We start from the raw sequence: 16,333 nt of genomic DNA on the forward strand, positions 1-16,333 counted from the left end.
ATTGCCGGGCCAAAGGAAAAAGCTATGGCCTGATCACTCGGCAAAAATCCGGTTTGCTGCTCGCTCCATCTCTTGTATCTCACACGCGCAGCGCAGCGTAATCTTTTTCCCAGACGCTTTATCCCGGAATGAGATCGTCGCATATTTTTCCGCTTCATCTATGGGCGTTATATCCGGTTCCCGTTCATTATAAGAAACAAAGAAACTATATTCCTCCACATCTTCCCGCCGATAAACTCTCAGTCTGGGATCTTCCATAAACGTTTTCCGATCCAAACTCAAAATTGCCTGCCGATTTTCCCAACGCAGTTTGATTTTTCTGCTCTTTTTACACATATACAAAGCGTCATGTGTCAGTAAGCAGATATAATTTTGCGTCCAGGAAAGCAAATGTTTTTGCTCACAAAGCAGCCAAAGCTCAGTTTTATCCCTCAACGCCGTCACTGTCCTTCCTCTACTACCGCAGGGTAGCAGGTAATTGTAACATGTATGCGCTCTCCGGCCAAAGCTCCTGTCAAAACCGCACTCAGCAGGCCACCGGCCAAGACCGCCCGGGAACCTGCCCGCAAACAGGCTTGTGCGCCCACCGCCGCCCCCAATACAAAAGCGGACACCAATAGCGTGTAGCCTATCGCCCGGATCCAGTTTTCACGGCTTCGCTCCCGGCACGCACCGTATAGGAACTGTCCTACCGACCGCAGATTTCCTGTACAGATCGTGGTATTGTGCGCACCCCATCGACTGACACGGAATAAGCACAGCTGAAATCCCGTAACAAACGACAAAGTCGTATTGACCCAGCTGTCCGGCACAGACGCAGGCACATAGCCTATTGCCAGCAAAACCAGTGTCTCTGCCAACAGGGCCCGGATCCTCCAACTATGTTCTTTTCCCGTATGATTTTTTACCCACTCGCTGGCAACCGCCCCAAAAACGCAGGCGATGACCGGGACAAGGCAATTCCATGCACCATCAAGATTTCCTTGGGCAAGGTAAATACCCAATTTTGCCACGTTCCCAGTGTGATTGTTGGCAAAGACTCCGCCTCGGGTCATGTATGTATACGAGTCTAGGAAGCCGCCCAAAAAAGTAATGCCGGCCAAAAACAGGGTGCGTTCCGCCATAGGGCTATACATCTGTTTCATCCTATCCCTCCATTATCTCATACAAGAAAATGACTGCGCCGCTCCTCACTGGCGGGCAGCCATTTTCTCACAGTATATATTTATTTTACAGGAATTTGACCATAAGGCCTGCAATAAACACGGACAGCAGTGTTACAGATGCAAAGCCGGAAATGACATAAGCGGTTGCCAGTCTGCTCTCAATGGCATTATACTCTTCATCATTCTGTGCTACTGCTTTAGCGATCTCGTCCACCACAAGCTGAGTACCAGGATAGCCGATCATTTGGCACATTGCCACGCCAATGGAGAGATCCTTATCTCCCAGGATCCGCCATGCGGGGGTAAATTTGAAGACCACAAAGATGGCGAGCATCGCCACCGCGAAAATGACCAGCACCCGGAACCCGATGGTGGGGACCACAGAGATATCAACTTTACCCAGAGAGGGGATCACAGAGGCCAGCGCCAGCCAGCTGAATACGCCATGGGCATTTCCCTTTGTCTTCTGGAAATTGGGCGGAACCAGGCCAAAGGCTCTGGCGGCGATCCCCAGCACCATGCTCCAGATCGTAGCGCTGATACCGGTCAAAGAGCCCAGCGCAGTCGCAATGTAGGCGGCCACCGCTCCAATGGCAAGACAGACAAAGACCGTGTAGTACTTTGCATGCTTTTCATAAAAGGCGGGCTTGCGGTCTTTATCCTGCGCCCCGCTCACAACCTTGGCGGCAAGCTGATCATTTCTCATAGCCTCCACCACTCTGTTGGCATAGCGCAGACCGCAGCGGGAGGCGGGAAGTGTGCCGAAAAACTTCTGCACGGCAAATACGAAGGCAGCCAGAGCGGCGGCCTCAGTAAATCCATTCGCATTGGCCGCATCTTGAACGATCGTCAGCGCGGCAATACCGCCTGTAAGTACAGGGGCGGAAACCATAGCCGCCTCCTTGCTGATGATGGGGATGACCGCTATACAGGCCACCACGGCAATCAGCATACTCAGGCAGGATGCGACAACGGTACGCCACTCCCGCTTCAGTTGTCCCAGGTCTACGGTGGTGCCCATATTGAACAGCAGGAACTGGATCGAAATGGTACACATACTGGTAAGCCCGGCAGTATTGATAATGTCCGAGGGCAGGATCTTGGTCAAAAACAGCACCAGGAAGCCCACCATGATAACAAACATGGACGAGATCTTCGCCTTGGTTATCGTGCCAATCATGTCGCCTACCGCAAAAACCAGAAGCACGATCATCAAAGCCTGAAACATTGACATTTTATTTTCCTCCCTCTTTCTCTATTGAGCCGCGTTATCTGTCGCTTCCAAATATGTTCCCAGCAGCATTTTCAGCCCCACCAGCATCCCCCGCTCACCAAGAACCATATCGCAGCTGTGGCGGGCCCCACCGGTGCGGGGATCGTCCTTCTCCCGGGTCCCGATGGTAAAATAGGCGCCGGGATACTCCTCCAAAATATAGGAAAAATCTTCTCCGCCCATGATATCCTGGGATTCAATGTTCTCAAAGCCCAGCTTCTCCGCTGCTTGAAGGGCAAATTTGTAATCCTCCCCCCGATTGATGACCGCCGGGTACCCAATGACGGTCTCCATCGTCACTTCACATTCATTTGCCTCGCAGATGTACTGGGCAGACTTCTTCACCCAGCTCAAAAGCTCCTCGACCAACGTATTGTCTGTGGTACGATAGCTTCCGCCGAGTGTGACTGTGCGGCATATGACATTGGGCGACTGCTGATTGTCGGAATGGATATAGCCCACGGTCAGCGTCGAGGCAATTTGTGGATTGGTCCTTTGTGGGACGATCCGATAGATCGCCGAAACCACGTCCGCCGCAACAGTCACGGGATCTACCGCACGGTGAGGAAACCCACTGTGACCGCCCCGCCCGGTGATGGTGAGCTCATAAGAGCCAATTGCGGCAGAGCGTGCCCCAGGCTGTATATTCACCTGTCCCACATCCATATTAGTTCTGATATGCAGGGCAAATACATGATCCACACCATCCAGCGCGCCATCCTCCATCAGCATGCGGGCGCCGCCCGGAAGCCCCTCCTCCGCCTGCTCAAAGACAAAGCGGATCTCACCCCGGATCAGCTCCCGGTTTTCAGAGAATATTCTGGCAAGCGTCAATAAAATAGCGGTGTGCGCGTCGTGACCACAGGCATGCATCACCTTAGGCGTTTTGGAGCAAAACCGCAGGTCGTTGTTCTCCTGGATGGGCAATGCGTCGATATCCGCGCGGAAGGCAATGCAGAGGCCGGACTTTTCTCCCCGGAGCACTCCCACCGTTGAATTGCCTCTGATCCCCCCCATAAGCGGGATCTTAAACTCCTCCAGCTTTTGACGGATAAATGCCGCGGTGTTTGTTTCCTGAAAGGACAATTCCGGATGCTCATGAATATATCGGCGATATGTGATCATTTCGCTTTCCATTGGCAGCGTCAACTTGTCCACCAATTCTCTCATGGTCTTTCTCCTTCTGAACAGTGTCGTTCACGTATTTGCCCTTACCAACAGCGCGCACTGTTTTGACATGTCTATATCATAACGCATAAATCACGCAAAAGAAAATGCCTCTATTTTATAACTTATAAACAAAAAACAAGGTGCGCATCCGTATGGATACGCACCTTGCTTTCTATCATCTTTTCATAGCTTATGCCGGTATAAAAGCTCTCTTTCAGCCAGATATTGATACAAATAGTTTTTAAACTGTTTTGTCGCTTGATTCATATGCGTATCGCCGTTCCACGTCATGCACACATAACGGTATAGTCTTGCATCGGAAAGAGGACGAAGCGTGATCCCGCTCAGGTCTGTTTTTGACCAAGTGTACTGCGGCATCTGGGAAACATATCCCCAATCGCGAACCAGATTTCGCACGGCAGTCATCCCATCACAGTACGCTGTGATTTCTACGGGAAATCTCAATTGCTTTCGGTGCGTGCTGGTCGTTTGGTAAAACATACGCTTTTCGCCGATACTCACATAGGGATGTCCCTGCAGATCCTCCACCTTCAACTCCGCTTTTTGCGCCAGGGGATCGGCATCAGACATGGCAATAAATACCTCTTCCTTCAAAAGGATCTCTCTGGATCTGGACTGGACCGGATTTGAAGTGGGAAACAAAAGCAGGTCATAATCACCAAAATTGATCCCGCTGTCATCATCCTGGAGCACACGAAATTCAATATCAGGATTTTCCTTCATAAAGCGCCCCAGCACGTCCATAAAAAGGCCAAAAATACAGCGAAGCTGAACCGTTACGATTTGCCGCTTATTGGAGTTGAGTGCTCCCACCTCGTTTTTCACATTGCGCATCATCTGCATCAACTCTTGCGCGCGCTGCTGGAGCAATTTCCCGTTTTCTGTCAGGACAAGGGCCTTTCCCCTTCGCTGGAATAACGGACAATCCAATTCCTCTTCCAGCTTTTTGATCGCTCTGGTCAACGCAGGCTGTGTAACATAGAGCACCTCTGCCGCCTTGGAAATATTTTGGAACTCCGCCACTTTGGAAAAGTACACCAGCTGTTGAAGATCCATCCATTTCCCCCCCCCCGCACGTTTGCCTGCTTGTCAGTACGTCCGCTATAAGTTCAGCACATATCGCTCTACCATCTGTCCCACCCCCGCGTCCACGTTGGCGGGCGCCAGATACCGGGCGGCGGCCCTGGCCTCCTCCGTACCGTTTTCCATGGCGAAGGAATAGCCCGCCCAGGAGAGCATCTCCAGGTCGTTGCCCGCATCGCCGAAGGCCATGATCTCCTCCGCTCCCAGGCCTAAATGGGCAGCCAGAGCCTGGAGGGCGGCGCCCTTACTCACCCCTCCGGCGGCAAATTCCATATTCAGCTCAAAACCGTTGGAGATCTCCACCGGGCCGGTAGCCTTCACCCACGCCTCTACCCGCTCCCGCTTTTCCCGGGCTACATAGAAGAGGTTGAATTTCTCCACGTCCCGGCCGGCCAGAGCCGGAGCCAGAGCTTCGGGAAAGCATGTTCTGCTCTCAAAAAACGCAGTATAGGAACTGATGTTGTTCTCCCGCACCAAAAGCTTATCTCCGGCCCGAACATAGTTCTGCCCGTCGCAGTAGACCTCGAAGGGGATATTCTCGGCGTGGAGAAAGTCGATGATCTTCAGCGCCTGGGCGTTGGGCATAGGTCGCTGATAGATGCTCTTCCCGGCGGCTATATCCCGAACAGCGGCGCCGTTGGCCACCAGGGCGTAGTCCAGCACCCCCAGCTGCTCCGCCGCCCCGGTGAGAAGGCTCCAGGTGCGGCCGCTGGCCAAAGCCAGCTTCACACCCCTGTCGGCGGCGGCCCGGAGGGCGGCCACATTCCGGGCCGGAACCGTGACGTGGTCGGCGTCCAGAAGGGTGCCATCCATATCCATGGCGATGAGTTTGATGGACAAATCAATTACCCCTTTTTCAGTTTCAGGGCCTGACGGACTTTCTCCGCAATGCCCTCCGCGGTAAGGCCGTAGTGCTCCAGCACCTGCTCGGCCTTGCCGGAGCGGCCGAAGGCGTCCGCCACACCGTGACGCAGTACAGGCACTGGGCAGCGCTCACTGACGCAGGCGCAGACCGCCTCGCCCAGGCCGCCGACGATATTGTGCTCCTCGGTGGTGACGATGCAGCCTGTCTCTTGGGCCGCTTTGATCACCAGCTCAGTGTCCAGAGGCTTCACGGTGTGCATATCAATAACCCGGACGCTGACGCCCTCGGCGCCGAGCAGCTCGGCGGCGGCCAGAGCCTTCTGCACCATAAGTCCCACGGCAATGACGGTCACATCACTGCCCTCCCGGAGCGTGACGCCCTTGCCCAGCTCGAACCTGTAACCGGGGATAGTGTCGGTGACGGTATCCACCGCCAGCCGGCCCAGCCGGAGGTAGGCGGGGCCGTCGTAGTCCAGCAGCGCTTTGACGGCGGCGGTCATCTCTGCCCCGTCGCAGGGGCAGCATACCACCATACCGGGAAGGCTGCGCATGGTGGCAAAATCCTCACAGCACTGGTGGGTGGCGCCGTCCTCGCCCACAGACAGGCCGCCGTGGGAACCCACGATCTTCACATTCAGATGGGGGTAAGCCACGCTGTTGCGCACCTGCTCAAAGGCCCGGCCGGCGATGAACATGGCGAAGGAGTTGGCAAAGGGCTTCTTGCCGCAGGCAGCCAGGCCCGCGGCGATGCCCACCATATCACATTCCGCAATGCCCACATCGAAAAACCGCTCGGGATAGGCTTTGCCAAACCCGTTGGTCATGGTGGCGGTGGACAGGTCGGCGTCCAGCACCACCAGGTCGGGATATTCCTCCGCAAGGGCCACCAGGGCCTTGCCGTAGGCGGCTCTTGTTGCGATCTTCTCTCCCATGTTACTTCCCCTCCCTTTCCAGCTTCTCGATCAGCGCGGCCAGCTCAGCGTGCGCCACTTCATACTGTTCCGCATTGGGGGCCTTCCCGTGCCAGCCGGCGTTGTTCTCCATGAAGGAGATCCCCTTGCCCTTTACCGTCTTGGCCAGGATGACAGTGGGCATATCCTTCACCGTGGCGGCCTTGTCCAGGGCGGCGGCCACAGCTCCGATATCGTGGCCATCCACCTTGATCACGTTCCAGTTGAAGGACTCAAATTTTTTATCCAAGGGCTCGGTGGGCATCACGTCCTCAGTGGAGCCATCGATCTGGAGGCCATTGATGTCCACGATGGCGCAGAGATTGTCCAGCCGGAACTTGTAGGCTGCCATAAGGGCCTCCCACACCTGTCCCTCCTCCAGCTCGCCGTCGCCCAGAACAGCGTAGACCCGGTAGTCGGCCTTGTCCATCTTCCCCGCCAAGGCCATACCCACGGCGGCGGAGATCCCCTGGCCGAGAGAGCCGGTGGACATATCCACGCCCTTGACGTGAACCATGTCCGGGTGGCCGGAGAGGTGGCCCTTGATCGAGCGGAAGAGCTTCAGGTCTTCCTGGGGGAAGAAGCCCTTCAGCGCCAGGGCGGCATAGAGGGCGGGGCTGGTGTGGCCCTTGGAGAGCACCAGCCGGTCACGGCCGGGCGCCTTGGGATCGGCCGCGTCCACCTTCATCGTGTGGAAATAGAGGACAGTGAGGATGTCCGCCACCGACAACGAGCCGCCGATGTGGCCCGAGGCGGCGGTATACACCGCATCCAGCGCCAGAGAGCGGACTTTCGCCGCCGTCAGGGTCAGAGAATGGAGTTCTTTTGCGTCCATAAGATCACCTTTCCTATCGTATTCGTCTAAAACGGACAGATCCAAGCCTGGGAGGCCCTGGAGCAGTTCCTTCGCTATGGCCAGAAGCGCCTGACAGCCGCCGGGGGCGTTCCCTTCCGCGTTCAGGGGCAAAAGGGGGTCGTGGAGGGACTGCCGCAGGAGCATCCAGCCCTGGGGCAGAGTGAGGCGGACGCCCTCGCAGGTAGGGGCAAGCACGATCCCCCGCGCCTGCGCCCTCTGGCGGAAGGTCTCCAGGGCGAGCCCGCCCTTCTCCTTGAAATCCTCCCCCGCCACGGGGATGCGGCGTTCCGTCTCCTCCACTCCCGGCGGGAGCTTTTCCAGAAGGGCGGACAGGCTCCCCCGCCGGGTCAGCGCCACCACCAGCTTTACCGCCAGGTAGGCCCCGTCGTCCAGCGCATAGTTTTCCATCAGCGCCCCATGGCCGGAGGTCTCCATGGCCAGGGGGCAGTCCACTCCCTCCCCTTCCAGGCGGAGCATCTCATTGATGACATTCTTATAGCCCCGCTTGAACCGGCGGTGGACAAGGCCCAACTCTCCCTCCAAAAAGGCGGTGAGCCGGTCGGAGGTGACAGAGTCGGTGACAATGGTACCGCCCGGGTGGTCGGGCGCCAGAATGGCGGCGGCCAGGGCGATGATGGCGTCCCGGTTCACCTCTGTGCCGTCTGGGAGGACGGCGGACATCCGATCCACATCGGTGTCAAAGATAAGACCCAGGTGCGCGCCGCTGTCCAGCACCGCCCTTTGGATGGCGGCCATGGCGGCGGCGTCCTCCGGGTTGGGGATGTGGTTGGGGAAATGGCCGTCCGGCTCCAAAAACTGGCTTCCAGAGCAGTCACAGCCCAGGGGCTCCAACACCTCCCGGACAAAGAACCCCCCCGCGCCGTTGCCTGTATCCACTACGATATGGAGCCCGGATAGGGGCCGCGCTCCCTTTCCCGCCCCGGCGACGATCTTGTCCCGAAGGTGGGCACAGTAGCGGTTCATCAGCGCCAGCTTTTCCGCTGTACTGGCGCCGCCTGATTCTGTGGGTAGCGCCTCGGCCAGGGTCAGAAGCGCCCTGACGTCGTCCCTATCAAACCCACCCTGCCGCGTAAAGAACTTCATGCCGTTTCGCTCCATGGGCAGGTGGCTGGCGGTGAGCATGACAGAGCCGTCCAGGGCCGTCTCAGGAAAGACCGTGCCCATGAACATGGCGGGGGTGGAGGCAAGGCCGCAGTCAAAGGCCCTGGCTCCCTGGCCTTCGATCCCCCGAAGGGCGGCGGCTTTCAGCCTCTGGGCCGTCAGCCGGGAGTCATGGCCCACACCGATACGGAGCGAGGCGGGCGCCTTCCCCGTCTTTTCCGCCAGCCCTATCACAAAAGCGGCGGCGATGCGCTCACAGGCGGCTTCGGTGAGGGTCACCGCGCCCCCGCCGGGGATCGCCATGGCCACACCCCGGACGTCGCTCCCATTTTGGAGCTTTTGAAGGTCGGCAGGCATAAAATGACCTCCTTTTGCCGGAAAATACGTTTATTTCGTGCCAAAGATACGGTCACCCGCATCCCCCAGACCGGGAACGATGTAACCGACTTCGTTAAGCTTCTCATCCACCGCGCCGGCGTAGATCTCCACGTCGGGGTGAGCGGCCTGAACGGCGTCGATACCGGCGGGGGCCGCCACCAGAACCATGAGCTTGATGTTCTTGCAGCCCCGCTTCTTCATCTCCTCGATGGCGGCACAGGCACTGCCGCCGGTGGCCAGCATGGGATCCACGATCATAATGTCCCGGTCAGCGATGTCCTTGGGCATTTTGCAGAAATAGACATGGGGCTCCAGCGTCTCCTCGTCCCGGAACATGCCGATATGTCCCACACGGGCGGAGGGGATCATCTTCAAAACGCCGTCCACCAGGCCCAGGCCGGCCCGGAGTATGGGCACCACGGCGATCTTCTTACCCGCCAGAGCGGGCTGCATGGTCTTACAGATGGGGGTCTCGATCTCCTTGGTGGTCAGGGGCAGGTCACGGGTGGCCTCATAGGTGATGAGCATGCCCACCTCCCCCACCAGCTCCCGGAAATCCTTGACGCTGGTCTCCTTCTTGCGCATGATGGTCAGCTTATGGGCCACCAGAGGGTGATCCATGATATGGACTTTGCTGTTTCCTTCGTACATCGCTGTCATTCCCCTTCCATCGTATTGTTTGATTTTTCTCGCTCCAACCGCTCCCGTTCAGCCTGTGAGAGGCGGTGGTAGTTGGGCGTCAGTTGATTGGCGGTGGTCAGTTCCCCCGCCTGCGCCTGCCGCAGGGCGGCCCGGGCCACGCCCCAGGCGCTCTGGAAGCGCAGGTTGGGAGGCGGCATACGGACTTCCAGGCCCATCTGTGTCAAAGCCTCATAACACAGGGCCGCGCCGTCCCCCACCAGAAGGACAGGCCGCGTACTCTCTCTCAGCTCCGTCGAGAGTTCCTCCAGAGAGATGGCCCGGTCGGGGGTCAAGCGGACGACGATCTCCCCATCGGAGACAAACCGGGCGTTATAGACCTGGCTTCTCCGGGCGTCCATCACGCAGCAAAGCTCTCCCGGCCAGAGGGCCAGGCCCCAGGCCATAGCCTCCAGGGTGGAGACCCCGGCGCAGGGCTTGTCCAGCGCCCAGGCCAGGCCCTTGCAGGCGGAGACCCCGATGCGAAGGCCGGTAAAGGAACCGGGGCCGGCAGCCACGGCGAAGACGTCTACGTCCTCCAGCCCCGCCCCGCAGTTTTTCAGCAGCTCCTGGGCCATGGGCAGAAGCGTCTTGGAGTGGGTCAGGCCGCTGTTCTCATAGGACTGGGCAATGAGGCGGTCATCCTCGGCAAGGCATACTGAGCAGGCCACAGCAGAGGATTCCAGGGCTAAGATCTTCATCGCTACGCCTCCTTACCCGGCAGACAAGGGGACGGTTCTTGCTGTCCCAAGGGGAGAGAAGAACCGTCCCCTTGTCTGCTTCCTTGTATGATAATGACCCGCTCGCTGTCCCCTTCTCCCCGGCGGATGTCTACCCGCAGGGCGCCGGTCATCGCGTCGGAGACCTTCTCGCTCCACTCCACAGCGCAGACGCCCCCCCGGCGGAGATAATCCTCCCAACCGATGTCAAACAGCTCGTCGGAGGACTCCAGGCGGTACATGTCGAAGTGAAACAGGGGCAGCCGTCCCCCCTCGTACTCATTGACAATGGTGAAGGTGGGGCTGGTGACCCGGCCGGTAAGTCCCAGGCCGCGGGCCAGACCGCGGGTGAAGGCGGTCTTGCCCGCACCCAGGTCGCCGGTGAAGGCGATGACCGCCCCCGGTTCCAGCGTCCGGGCCAACGCCTCTCCCACCGCCTCGGTCTCTCCCTCGCTGTGGGTATGGTATTCCACGCCTTCACTCCCCTTTGTGATGTTTTTCTAAATTCTAATATTGTAGTATAGCATAACCGGTCAAGAAATGGTATACTATCCGGGAAAGATTTCTTCAAAAGGAGGTGGCAGTGTTGTCCTGGCTCACCGATTCCCTGCGGGAATTCCGGGAAAGAGGCGATAAGCTTCTGCTGTTTCTGTGCCTGATCCTAAGCTTTTTCGGCGTGGCGCTGGTCTACTCCGCCACCCGCTACACCAAAAGCAGCCGCAGCGCCGTCGTCCAGGTCGTCGGCATCCTGCTGGGCGTGGTCATCTACATCCTGCTGTCCTCAGTGGACTTTGAGCTTTTTACCCAGCGGGCGTGGAAGTTTCTCTTCCCCTTCTCCTTCCTCTTTATCCTCACCACGCTCACCCCCTGGGGGGTGGAGTATAACGGCAACCGCAGCTGGCTCCAGATCCCCCACTTCCCCACCACCATCCAGCCCGCGGAGATCTCAAAAGTATTTTTCATCCTCCTGCTGGCCCTTCAGTTCAGCAAGCTCCGGGAGCGGGGCATCTCCAAGCCCACCTCTATCTTCCTCACCGCAGGGCATACTCTTTTCATGTGCGGTATCATCGCCGTGGCTTCAGGGGACTTTGGCATGGCCCTGATCTATTGCCTGATCTTCGTAGTTATGGCCTGGGCGGCGGGGGTGAAACTGCGCTGGTTCGTGCTGGCCTTTGCCCTTATCGCCGTCGCCGCCGTCATCCTCTGGCCCCACCTGGCAAGCGACGTCCACTTCCGGCGCATCTCCATCGTCATCGACCACCTCACCGGCAACGAGGCCACCCTCTATGACCAGACGATGGACACCGGCTGGCAGCAGACCCGTTCCATTATGGCCATCGGCTCCGGGGGACTTTGGGGCCAGGGGTATCTGAAGGGGATCCAGACCCAGAGCCCCTACCGCACCTCCCTCCCCGCCCGGATGGACGACGAGATCTTCGCCGTGTGCGGCGAGGAGCTGGGGCTGGTGGGCTGCCTGGTGCTTCTGGCCCTGCTGGCGGCCATCATCATCCGCTGCCTGTGGGTGGCACGGCAGGCCAGCAGCTATCAATCCGCCCTCATGGCAACGGGTATGGCGGGCATGCTGGCGGCCCAGGTATGTATCAATGTGGGGATGTGCCTCTACCTTTTCCCGGTGGTGGGCATCACCCTGCCCTTTGTCAGTGCGGGAGGCACCTCTCTGATCACCATGTTCGCCGCCATGGGGGCGGTGTCCTCCATCAAGACCCGCTCGCTGCCCAGCTGGCTGAGAGACCGCAGTCAGCTTTGAGCGCAAAACCTTTTTCAAACAAATCAGGAATAGCCTCCTTGTATTTCGCGAAGACTACCAATACCCCAATTTTGGTGTCAGACCGATACAAGGAGGTTTTTTCATGTATAAGCATCGTCTCGCCCGTCGTCTTCTGGCCCTTGTCTGTGCCGGAGCCATGTCCTTCGCTCTGCCCGCCGCCTCTGCCCTTTTCGGCGGAGACAGCGAGCCCGCCGCCGTGGCCACCTTCTCCAAAAACGGCCCCGCGGCAGAGCCCATCACCTTCTCGCCTGAGGACTTCCGGGTCACCGGAGACGGAGAGCTGCGCTCCATCGTCCTCACCTCCCTGCCCGATCCCGCCGCCGGTATCCTCACCATTGGCGGCCAGGTCGTCCCCGAGGGCAGTGAGGTGGCCATGAGTGCCATGGCCGGGCTCCAGTTCAGCCCTCTGTCCACCCCCATGCTCTCCGCCACCAGCTTCACCTTTGCCCCCGTCTTCACTGACGGCAGCGCCGGCGAGGACGTGACGGTGGGGCTCTATCTCCTCTCCGCCCCCAACGAGCCCCCGGTAGCTGAGGAGCTGAGTCTCTGCACCTACAAGAACGTAGAGGTTCAGGGCACCTTCGCCGGCGTTGACCCGGAGGGGGATCTGCTCACCTTCCAGCTGGTCAGCAAGCCCGCCCGAGGGGCCGTGACCCAGGCTGAGGACGGCTCCACCCAGTTCACCTACACCCCCTATGAAAACAAGACCGGTAAGGACGCCTTCACCTATGTGGCGGTAGATGCCCTGGGCAATACCTCCCAGCCCGCCACCGTCTCCATCAAGATCGAAAAGCAGAAGAGCAAGGTCACTTACTCCGACATGACCGGGGTGGAGGGCCACCGGGAGGCCGTGCGCCTGGCCGAGGCCGGGCTGCTGGTCGGCGAAGCTATGGACGGACAGTATTTCTTCCATCCGGAGCAGACCATGTCCCGGGCCCAGTTCACCGCCCTGGCGCTCTCCGTATCCGGTATGGAGGCGCTGAAGGATGTGACCCTCACCGGCTTTGCCGACGATGAGGCCATGGCGGTATGGTGCAAGCCCTATGTCTCCTCCGCCCTCCGCTCCGGCGTGGTGCGGGGCTCCTTTGACGAGCAGGGCCGGGTGATCTTCCAGGCCGGGGAGCCCATCACCGCCGCCGAGGCCGCGGTGGTGCTGGATCGGGCGCTCAACGTCACTGACGTGAGCAGCACCATGGCAGATGCCCCCGCCTGGTGTGCCCAGGCTGTATCTAACCTGAACAGCTGCGGGATGCTCCCCGCCTCCGCCACCCTCTCTGAGCCCCTCACCCGTTCCCAGGCCGCCGTCATGCTCTCCGGCGCCCTGGATGTGATGGAAGCCAGAGACTCTGGCGGCTGGTTCCTCTGGTAAGCCGTTCTTTTTCAGGAGGCCCCGCCCCAACGGCGGGGCCTCTTTTCCATACAATGGAGCCCACAATTTACAAACTGTTCATCCCTTCAAGAGTCTTGTCCATTGCTAAAATTTACCGTTTGTGCTATGATACCTCAAAAGGAGCGTGATCGTTATGGAAAACGAAGTCACTGCCAAAAAGGGCCGGGGCCCCAAGAGCAAGCCGGGCCGCATCCTCACCAATCTGTTGGTGACCCTGGTGCTGGGCGGGATCTATTTCTACCTGACTCTGCCCGCTGTCAATCTCCAAAACCCGGAGTTTTTCTCCTTTATTTTTCTGCTGTGCGTGGTGTATATCCTCTGCGCTCTGGTCACCTCCGGCTTCCAGGCCAAGGGGAACGGGGGTTTTAGGGCGTATGTGCACTTCATCAAGTCCCAATGCCTGCCCATTGGCGTCCTGCTTCTCGTGCTGGTAGTGGTATTCCTGGTGGGGCAGCTCATCTCCCAGCCCATTTTCAGGGCCAGCGCCTATCGGGATCTGCTGGACGCCCCCTCCGGCGACTTCGTCTCCGATGTGTCCCAGATCTCCTTTGGCGAGATCCCCACCTTGGATCGGGACTCCGCTCAATATCTGGGGGATCGGCAGATGGGTACGCTCTCTGACATGGTCAGCCAATTTGAGTATTCCAACGACTCCACCCAGATCAACTACCAGGGCCGGCCCGTCCGGGTGGCCCCCATCGGTTACGCCGACATCATCAAGTGGTTTACCAACCGCACCCAGGGTCTGCCCGCCTATGTGGTGGTGGATATGGTCACCCAGGAGGCCACCGTCAAACGGCTCAGCGAGGGGATGAAGTATTCCTTCTCCGAGCCGCTCAACCGCAATGTGATGCGCCACCTGCGCTTCAATTTCCCCACCATGATGTTCGCCCAGCCGGAATTTGAGATCGACGAGAACGGCGATCCCTGGTGGATCGCCCCCCGGCTGGTAAAGACCATCGGCCTGTTTGGCGGCACCGATATCCAGGGGGCTGTGCTGATGAACGCCATCACCGGCGAGTGCACCTACTATGACAGCGCCGACGTACCCACCTGGGTGGACAACCTCTATGCCCCCACCCTGGTGATGCAGCAGTATGACTACCACGGCACCCTGGTTCACGGCTTCATCAACTCCATCTTCGGCCAGCGGGACGTGACTCAGACCACCTCGGGCTACAACTATATCGCCATGAACGACGATGTGTATATGTACACCGGCGTCACCTCTGCCACTGCCGACCAGTCCAACCTGGGCTTCCTGCTGTGCAACCTGCGCACCAAGGACACCAAGTTCTACACCGCCCCCGGCGCCACTGAGGAGGCCGCCCGGGCCTCCGCTGAGGGCGTGGTACAGGATCTGGGCTATCGCTCCACCTTCCCCATCCTGCTCAACATCTCCGGGGAACCCACCTATTTTATTCCCCTGAAGGATGCGGCCAATCTGGTCAAGACCTATGCCATGGTCAACGTGGCCCGGTATGACATTGTAGCCACCGGCGCCACCGTCACCGCCGCCGAGACCGAGTATGTCCGTCTGCTCAGCGACCGGGGCGTAGTGGTACCTGACGCCCTTCCCCAGACCTCTGCCTCCGGCGTTATTGAGGAGCTGCGCTCGGCGGTGCTGGACGGCAACACCTATTACTTCATCCGCCTTGCGGGGGAAGAGATCTTTTACTCCGTTTCTGCCGCCGACAGCAATATCGCGGTGATCCTGAACGTGGGCGACAGCGTGACCATTGAGCACGCCCAGGCGGACGAGGAGCATCCCTCCCAGATCCTCAACGGATATTCGGTGAGCCGGAATAAAAAGGGCTGAAAAGTCAAAAAAAGCGCCGGGCGGAACCAAACACGGTTCCGCCCGGCTTCTTATTTACGCTGGTTTCTCAGCAGCAGCCGTTATTGCAGCCACAGCCGTTATTGCAGCCACAGCCGCAGCCGCAGCTGTTGCCACCGCCGCAGCAGCAGCAAATGATGATGAGGATCAGGATGATCCACAGGCAGCCACCGCCGCCCCAACCATTATTGCAGCACCCCATATAGAAGTACCTCCCATAAAGAGAATTTGAGACCGGCGGGTCTTCCCTGCCCGGCTCTGATACATCTTATGCGGTGGGGCGCGGTTGGTGCGTCATTCCTCTTCTTTGGGTTCCTCTTTTTGTTCCGGCAGCTCCCTCATCGTCCCCACACAGCGGTTGATGGGAGTGCCCAGCTGATAGAACTTCTCCTCGTAATCGGTCATCACGCCCGTAGGCCCCTGGCCGTGAAGGTCACGGGTCACCTCGGACAGAACAAAGCCCGCCTTGGGGAACTGGAACAGTGACCACTCGAACAGGTCGTGATTGTCGGTCTTGAAGTGGATCTCCCCGCCGGGGGCGAGCACCCTGCGGTCTTTGAGCAGGAAGCCTGGGTGGGTCAGCCGCCGCTTTGCGTACCGGGCTCCGGGCCAGGGATCGCAGAAGTTGATGTACACCCGCCCCACCTCGCCGGGGGCAAAATAGGCCTCCAGATCGGCGGCGTCGGCGTCAATAAAGAAGACATTGTGGAGTTCCATCTCTCTGGCCCGCTCGGCGGCGATGACCATGGCATCGGGTACCCGTTCGATAGCCACCAGGAGCACATCTGGTTCGGCCTGGGCAGTTCCCACTGTAAAGCGGCCCTTGCCGCAGCCCAACTCCACGCGCACCTCCCGGCAGCCGGGCAGCAGCATACGCCAGTGGCCCCGGTGTTCCTTGGGATCGGTGATGACCAGCGGGCCGCAGGCCTCCAGCCGTGGGATCAGGTTGGGCTTTTTCCGCATCCGCATAGTGATTTCCTCGCTTTTGTGATGTGATTTGGTTTTAAGCATACCACAGGCAAGAAAATCTTGCAATA

16 protein-coding genes and 1 pseudogene are annotated in these 16,333 nt (G+C 58.9%); 3 read left to right on the forward strand and 14 right to left on the reverse strand.

The window, feature by feature from the left end; translation table 11 throughout:
- Positions 1-33: 33 nt before the first annotated feature.
- From NFR87_RS04190 to tsaE, 12 genes and pseudogenes are all read right to left on the reverse strand, one after another.
- Positions 34-444 carry a hypothetical protein gene (locus tag NFR87_RS04190; protein ID WP_251446827.1) on the reverse strand — a complete coding sequence of 137 codons (411 nt, stop codon included), beginning with the start codon at positions 442-444 and terminating at the stop codon, positions 34-36.
- Positions 441-1,145 carry a YoaK family protein gene (locus NFR87_RS04195; RefSeq protein ID WP_251446830.1) on the reverse strand — a complete coding sequence of 235 codons (705 nt, stop codon included), beginning with the start codon at positions 1,143-1,145 and terminating at the stop codon, positions 441-443. The genes NFR87_RS04190 and NFR87_RS04195 overlap by 4 nt, the downstream gene beginning before the upstream one ends.
- An 85-nt stretch (positions 1,146-1,230) precedes the next feature.
- The gene (locus NFR87_RS04200; RefSeq protein ID WP_251446833.1) at positions 1,231-2,346 is read right to left on the reverse strand and encodes a hypothetical protein; all 1,116 of its coding nucleotides are present in this window, start codon (positions 2,344-2,346) and stop codon (positions 1,231-1,233) included.
- A 75-nt stretch (positions 2,347-2,421) separates the two neighbouring features.
- Positions 2,422-3,609, reverse strand: coding sequence for a M20 metallopeptidase family protein (locus tag NFR87_RS04205; RefSeq protein WP_338147033.1), 1,188 nt, complete (start codon positions 3,607-3,609; stop codon positions 2,422-2,424).
- A gap of 183 nt (positions 3,610-3,792) precedes the next feature.
- Positions 3,793-4,686 (reverse strand): LysR family transcriptional regulator, encoded by an 894-nt coding sequence (locus NFR87_RS04210; protein WP_251446840.1) that lies wholly within the window; start codon positions 4,684-4,686, stop codon positions 3,793-3,795.
- A gap of 45 nt (positions 4,687-4,731) precedes the next feature.
- On the reverse strand, positions 4,732-5,553 hold the full coding sequence (locus tag NFR87_RS04215; protein WP_251446844.1) for an HAD family hydrolase: 822 nt from the start codon (positions 5,551-5,553) through the stop codon (positions 4,732-4,734).
- A 5-nt stretch (positions 5,554-5,558) separates the two neighbouring features.
- On the reverse strand, positions 5,559-6,509 hold the full coding sequence (locus tag NFR87_RS04220; protein WP_251446847.1) for a transketolase family protein: 951 nt from the start codon (positions 6,507-6,509) through the stop codon (positions 5,559-5,561).
- A gap of 1 nt (position 6,510) precedes the next feature.
- Positions 6,511-7,401 carry a transketolase gene (locus tag NFR87_RS04225; protein WP_277613127.1) on the reverse strand — a complete coding sequence of 297 codons (891 nt, stop codon included), beginning with the start codon at positions 7,399-7,401 and terminating at the stop codon, positions 6,511-6,513.
- Positions 7,402-7,701: 300 nt separating this feature from the next.
- Positions 7,702-8,862, reverse strand: a pseudogene (locus tag NFR87_RS04230) (phosphohexomutase domain-containing protein); the annotation flags it as partial.
- A gap of 30 nt (positions 8,863-8,892) precedes the next feature.
- The gene (gene upp / locus NFR87_RS04235) at positions 8,893-9,534 is read right to left on the reverse strand and encodes a uracil phosphoribosyltransferase (RefSeq protein ID WP_251446850.1); all 642 of its coding nucleotides are present in this window, start codon (positions 9,532-9,534) and stop codon (positions 8,893-8,895) included.
- Positions 9,535-9,539: 5 nt separating this feature from the next.
- The gene (gene tsaB / locus NFR87_RS04240) at positions 9,540-10,262 is read right to left on the reverse strand and encodes a tRNA (adenosine(37)-N6)-threonylcarbamoyltransferase complex dimerization subunit type 1 TsaB (protein ID WP_251446853.1); all 723 of its coding nucleotides are present in this window, start codon (positions 10,260-10,262) and stop codon (positions 9,540-9,542) included.
- A 2-nt stretch (positions 10,263-10,264) separates the two neighbouring features.
- Positions 10,265-10,753, reverse strand: coding sequence for a tRNA (adenosine(37)-N6)-threonylcarbamoyltransferase complex ATPase subunit type 1 TsaE (gene tsaE / locus NFR87_RS04245; protein ID WP_251446855.1), 489 nt, complete (start codon positions 10,751-10,753; stop codon positions 10,265-10,267).
- 110 nt (positions 10,754-10,863) lie between these two features.
- Between tsaE and NFR87_RS04250 the strand changes: the two genes are divergently transcribed.
- The 3 genes from NFR87_RS04250 (at position 10,864) to NFR87_RS04260 (ending at position 15,278) form a co-directional block, all read left to right on the forward strand.
- Positions 10,864-12,048, forward strand: coding sequence for an FtsW/RodA/SpoVE family cell cycle protein (locus NFR87_RS04250; RefSeq protein WP_251446857.1), 1,185 nt, complete (start codon positions 10,864-10,866; stop codon positions 12,046-12,048).
- Positions 12,049-12,151: 103 nt separating this feature from the next.
- Positions 12,152-13,438: an Ig-like domain-containing protein gene (locus NFR87_RS04255; protein WP_251446859.1), complete on the forward strand. Its 1,287-nt coding sequence runs from the start codon at positions 12,152-12,154 to the stop codon at positions 13,436-13,438.
- A 154-nt stretch (positions 13,439-13,592) separates the two neighbouring features.
- The gene (locus NFR87_RS04260; protein ID WP_251446863.1) at positions 13,593-15,278 is read left to right on the forward strand and encodes a CvpA family protein; all 1,686 of its coding nucleotides are present in this window, start codon (positions 13,593-13,595) and stop codon (positions 15,276-15,278) included.
- 67 nt (positions 15,279-15,345) lie between these two features.
- Here NFR87_RS04260 and NFR87_RS04265 read toward each other — a convergent pair whose 3' ends face one another.
- Both NFR87_RS04265 and trmB read right to left on the reverse strand, forming a co-directional pair.
- Complete coding sequence (locus tag NFR87_RS04265) at positions 15,346-15,498, reverse strand: hypothetical protein (protein ID WP_251446866.1); 153 nt, start codon at positions 15,496-15,498, stop codon at positions 15,346-15,348.
- Positions 15,499-15,590: 92 nt separating this feature from the next.
- Positions 15,591-16,265, reverse strand: a complete 675-nt coding sequence (gene trmB / locus NFR87_RS04270; protein ID WP_251446869.1) for a tRNA (guanosine(46)-N7)-methyltransferase TrmB — start codon at positions 16,263-16,265, stop codon at positions 15,591-15,593.
- Positions 16,266-16,333 lie beyond the last annotated feature (68 nt).

Source organism: Vermiculatibacterium agrestimuris, from assembly GCF_943193085.1.
In the GTDB taxonomy this organism is placed as follows: domain Bacteria; phylum Bacillota; class Clostridia; order Oscillospirales; family Oscillospiraceae; genus Vermiculatibacterium; species Vermiculatibacterium agrestimuris.

What these genes read in the sequence shown, in the direction of transcription:
- trmB (WP_251446869.1), bottom strand. Translation starts at nt 16,265, where the DNA reads ATGCGGATGCGGAAAAAGCCCAACCTGATCCCACGGCTGGAGGCCTGC.
- NFR87_RS04205 (WP_338147033.1), bottom strand. Translation starts at nt 3,609, where the DNA reads ATGAGAGAATTGGTGGACAAGTTGACGCTGCCAATGGAAAGCGAAATG.
- tsaB (WP_251446853.1), bottom strand. Translation starts at nt 10,262, where the DNA reads ATGAAGATCTTAGCCCTGGAATCCTCTGCTGTGGCCTGCTCAGTATGC.
- NFR87_RS04195 (WP_251446830.1), bottom strand. Translation starts at nt 1,145, where the DNA reads ATGAAACAGATGTATAGCCCTATGGCGGAACGCACCCTGTTTTTGGCC.
- NFR87_RS04220 (WP_251446847.1), bottom strand. Translation starts at nt 6,509, where the DNA reads ATGGGAGAGAAGATCGCAACAAGAGCCGCCTACGGCAAGGCCCTGGTG.
- NFR87_RS04200 (WP_251446833.1), bottom strand. Translation starts at nt 2,346, where the DNA reads ATGATTGGCACGATAACCAAGGCGAAGATCTCGTCCATGTTTGTTATC.
- NFR87_RS04265 (WP_251446866.1), bottom strand. Translation starts at nt 15,498, where the DNA reads ATGGGGTGCTGCAATAATGGTTGGGGCGGCGGTGGCTGCCTGTGGATC.
- NFR87_RS04210 (WP_251446840.1), bottom strand. Translation starts at nt 4,686, where the DNA reads ATGGATCTTCAACAGCTGGTGTACTTTTCCAAAGTGGCGGAGTTCCAA.
- NFR87_RS04260 (WP_251446863.1), top strand. Translation starts at nt 13,593, where the DNA reads ATGGAAAACGAAGTCACTGCCAAAAAGGGCCGGGGCCCCAAGAGCAAG.
- NFR87_RS04255 (WP_251446859.1), top strand. Translation starts at nt 12,152, where the DNA reads ATGTATAAGCATCGTCTCGCCCGTCGTCTTCTGGCCCTTGTCTGTGCC.
- upp (WP_251446850.1), bottom strand. Translation starts at nt 9,534, where the DNA reads ATGTACGAAGGAAACAGCAAAGTCCATATCATGGATCACCCTCTGGTG.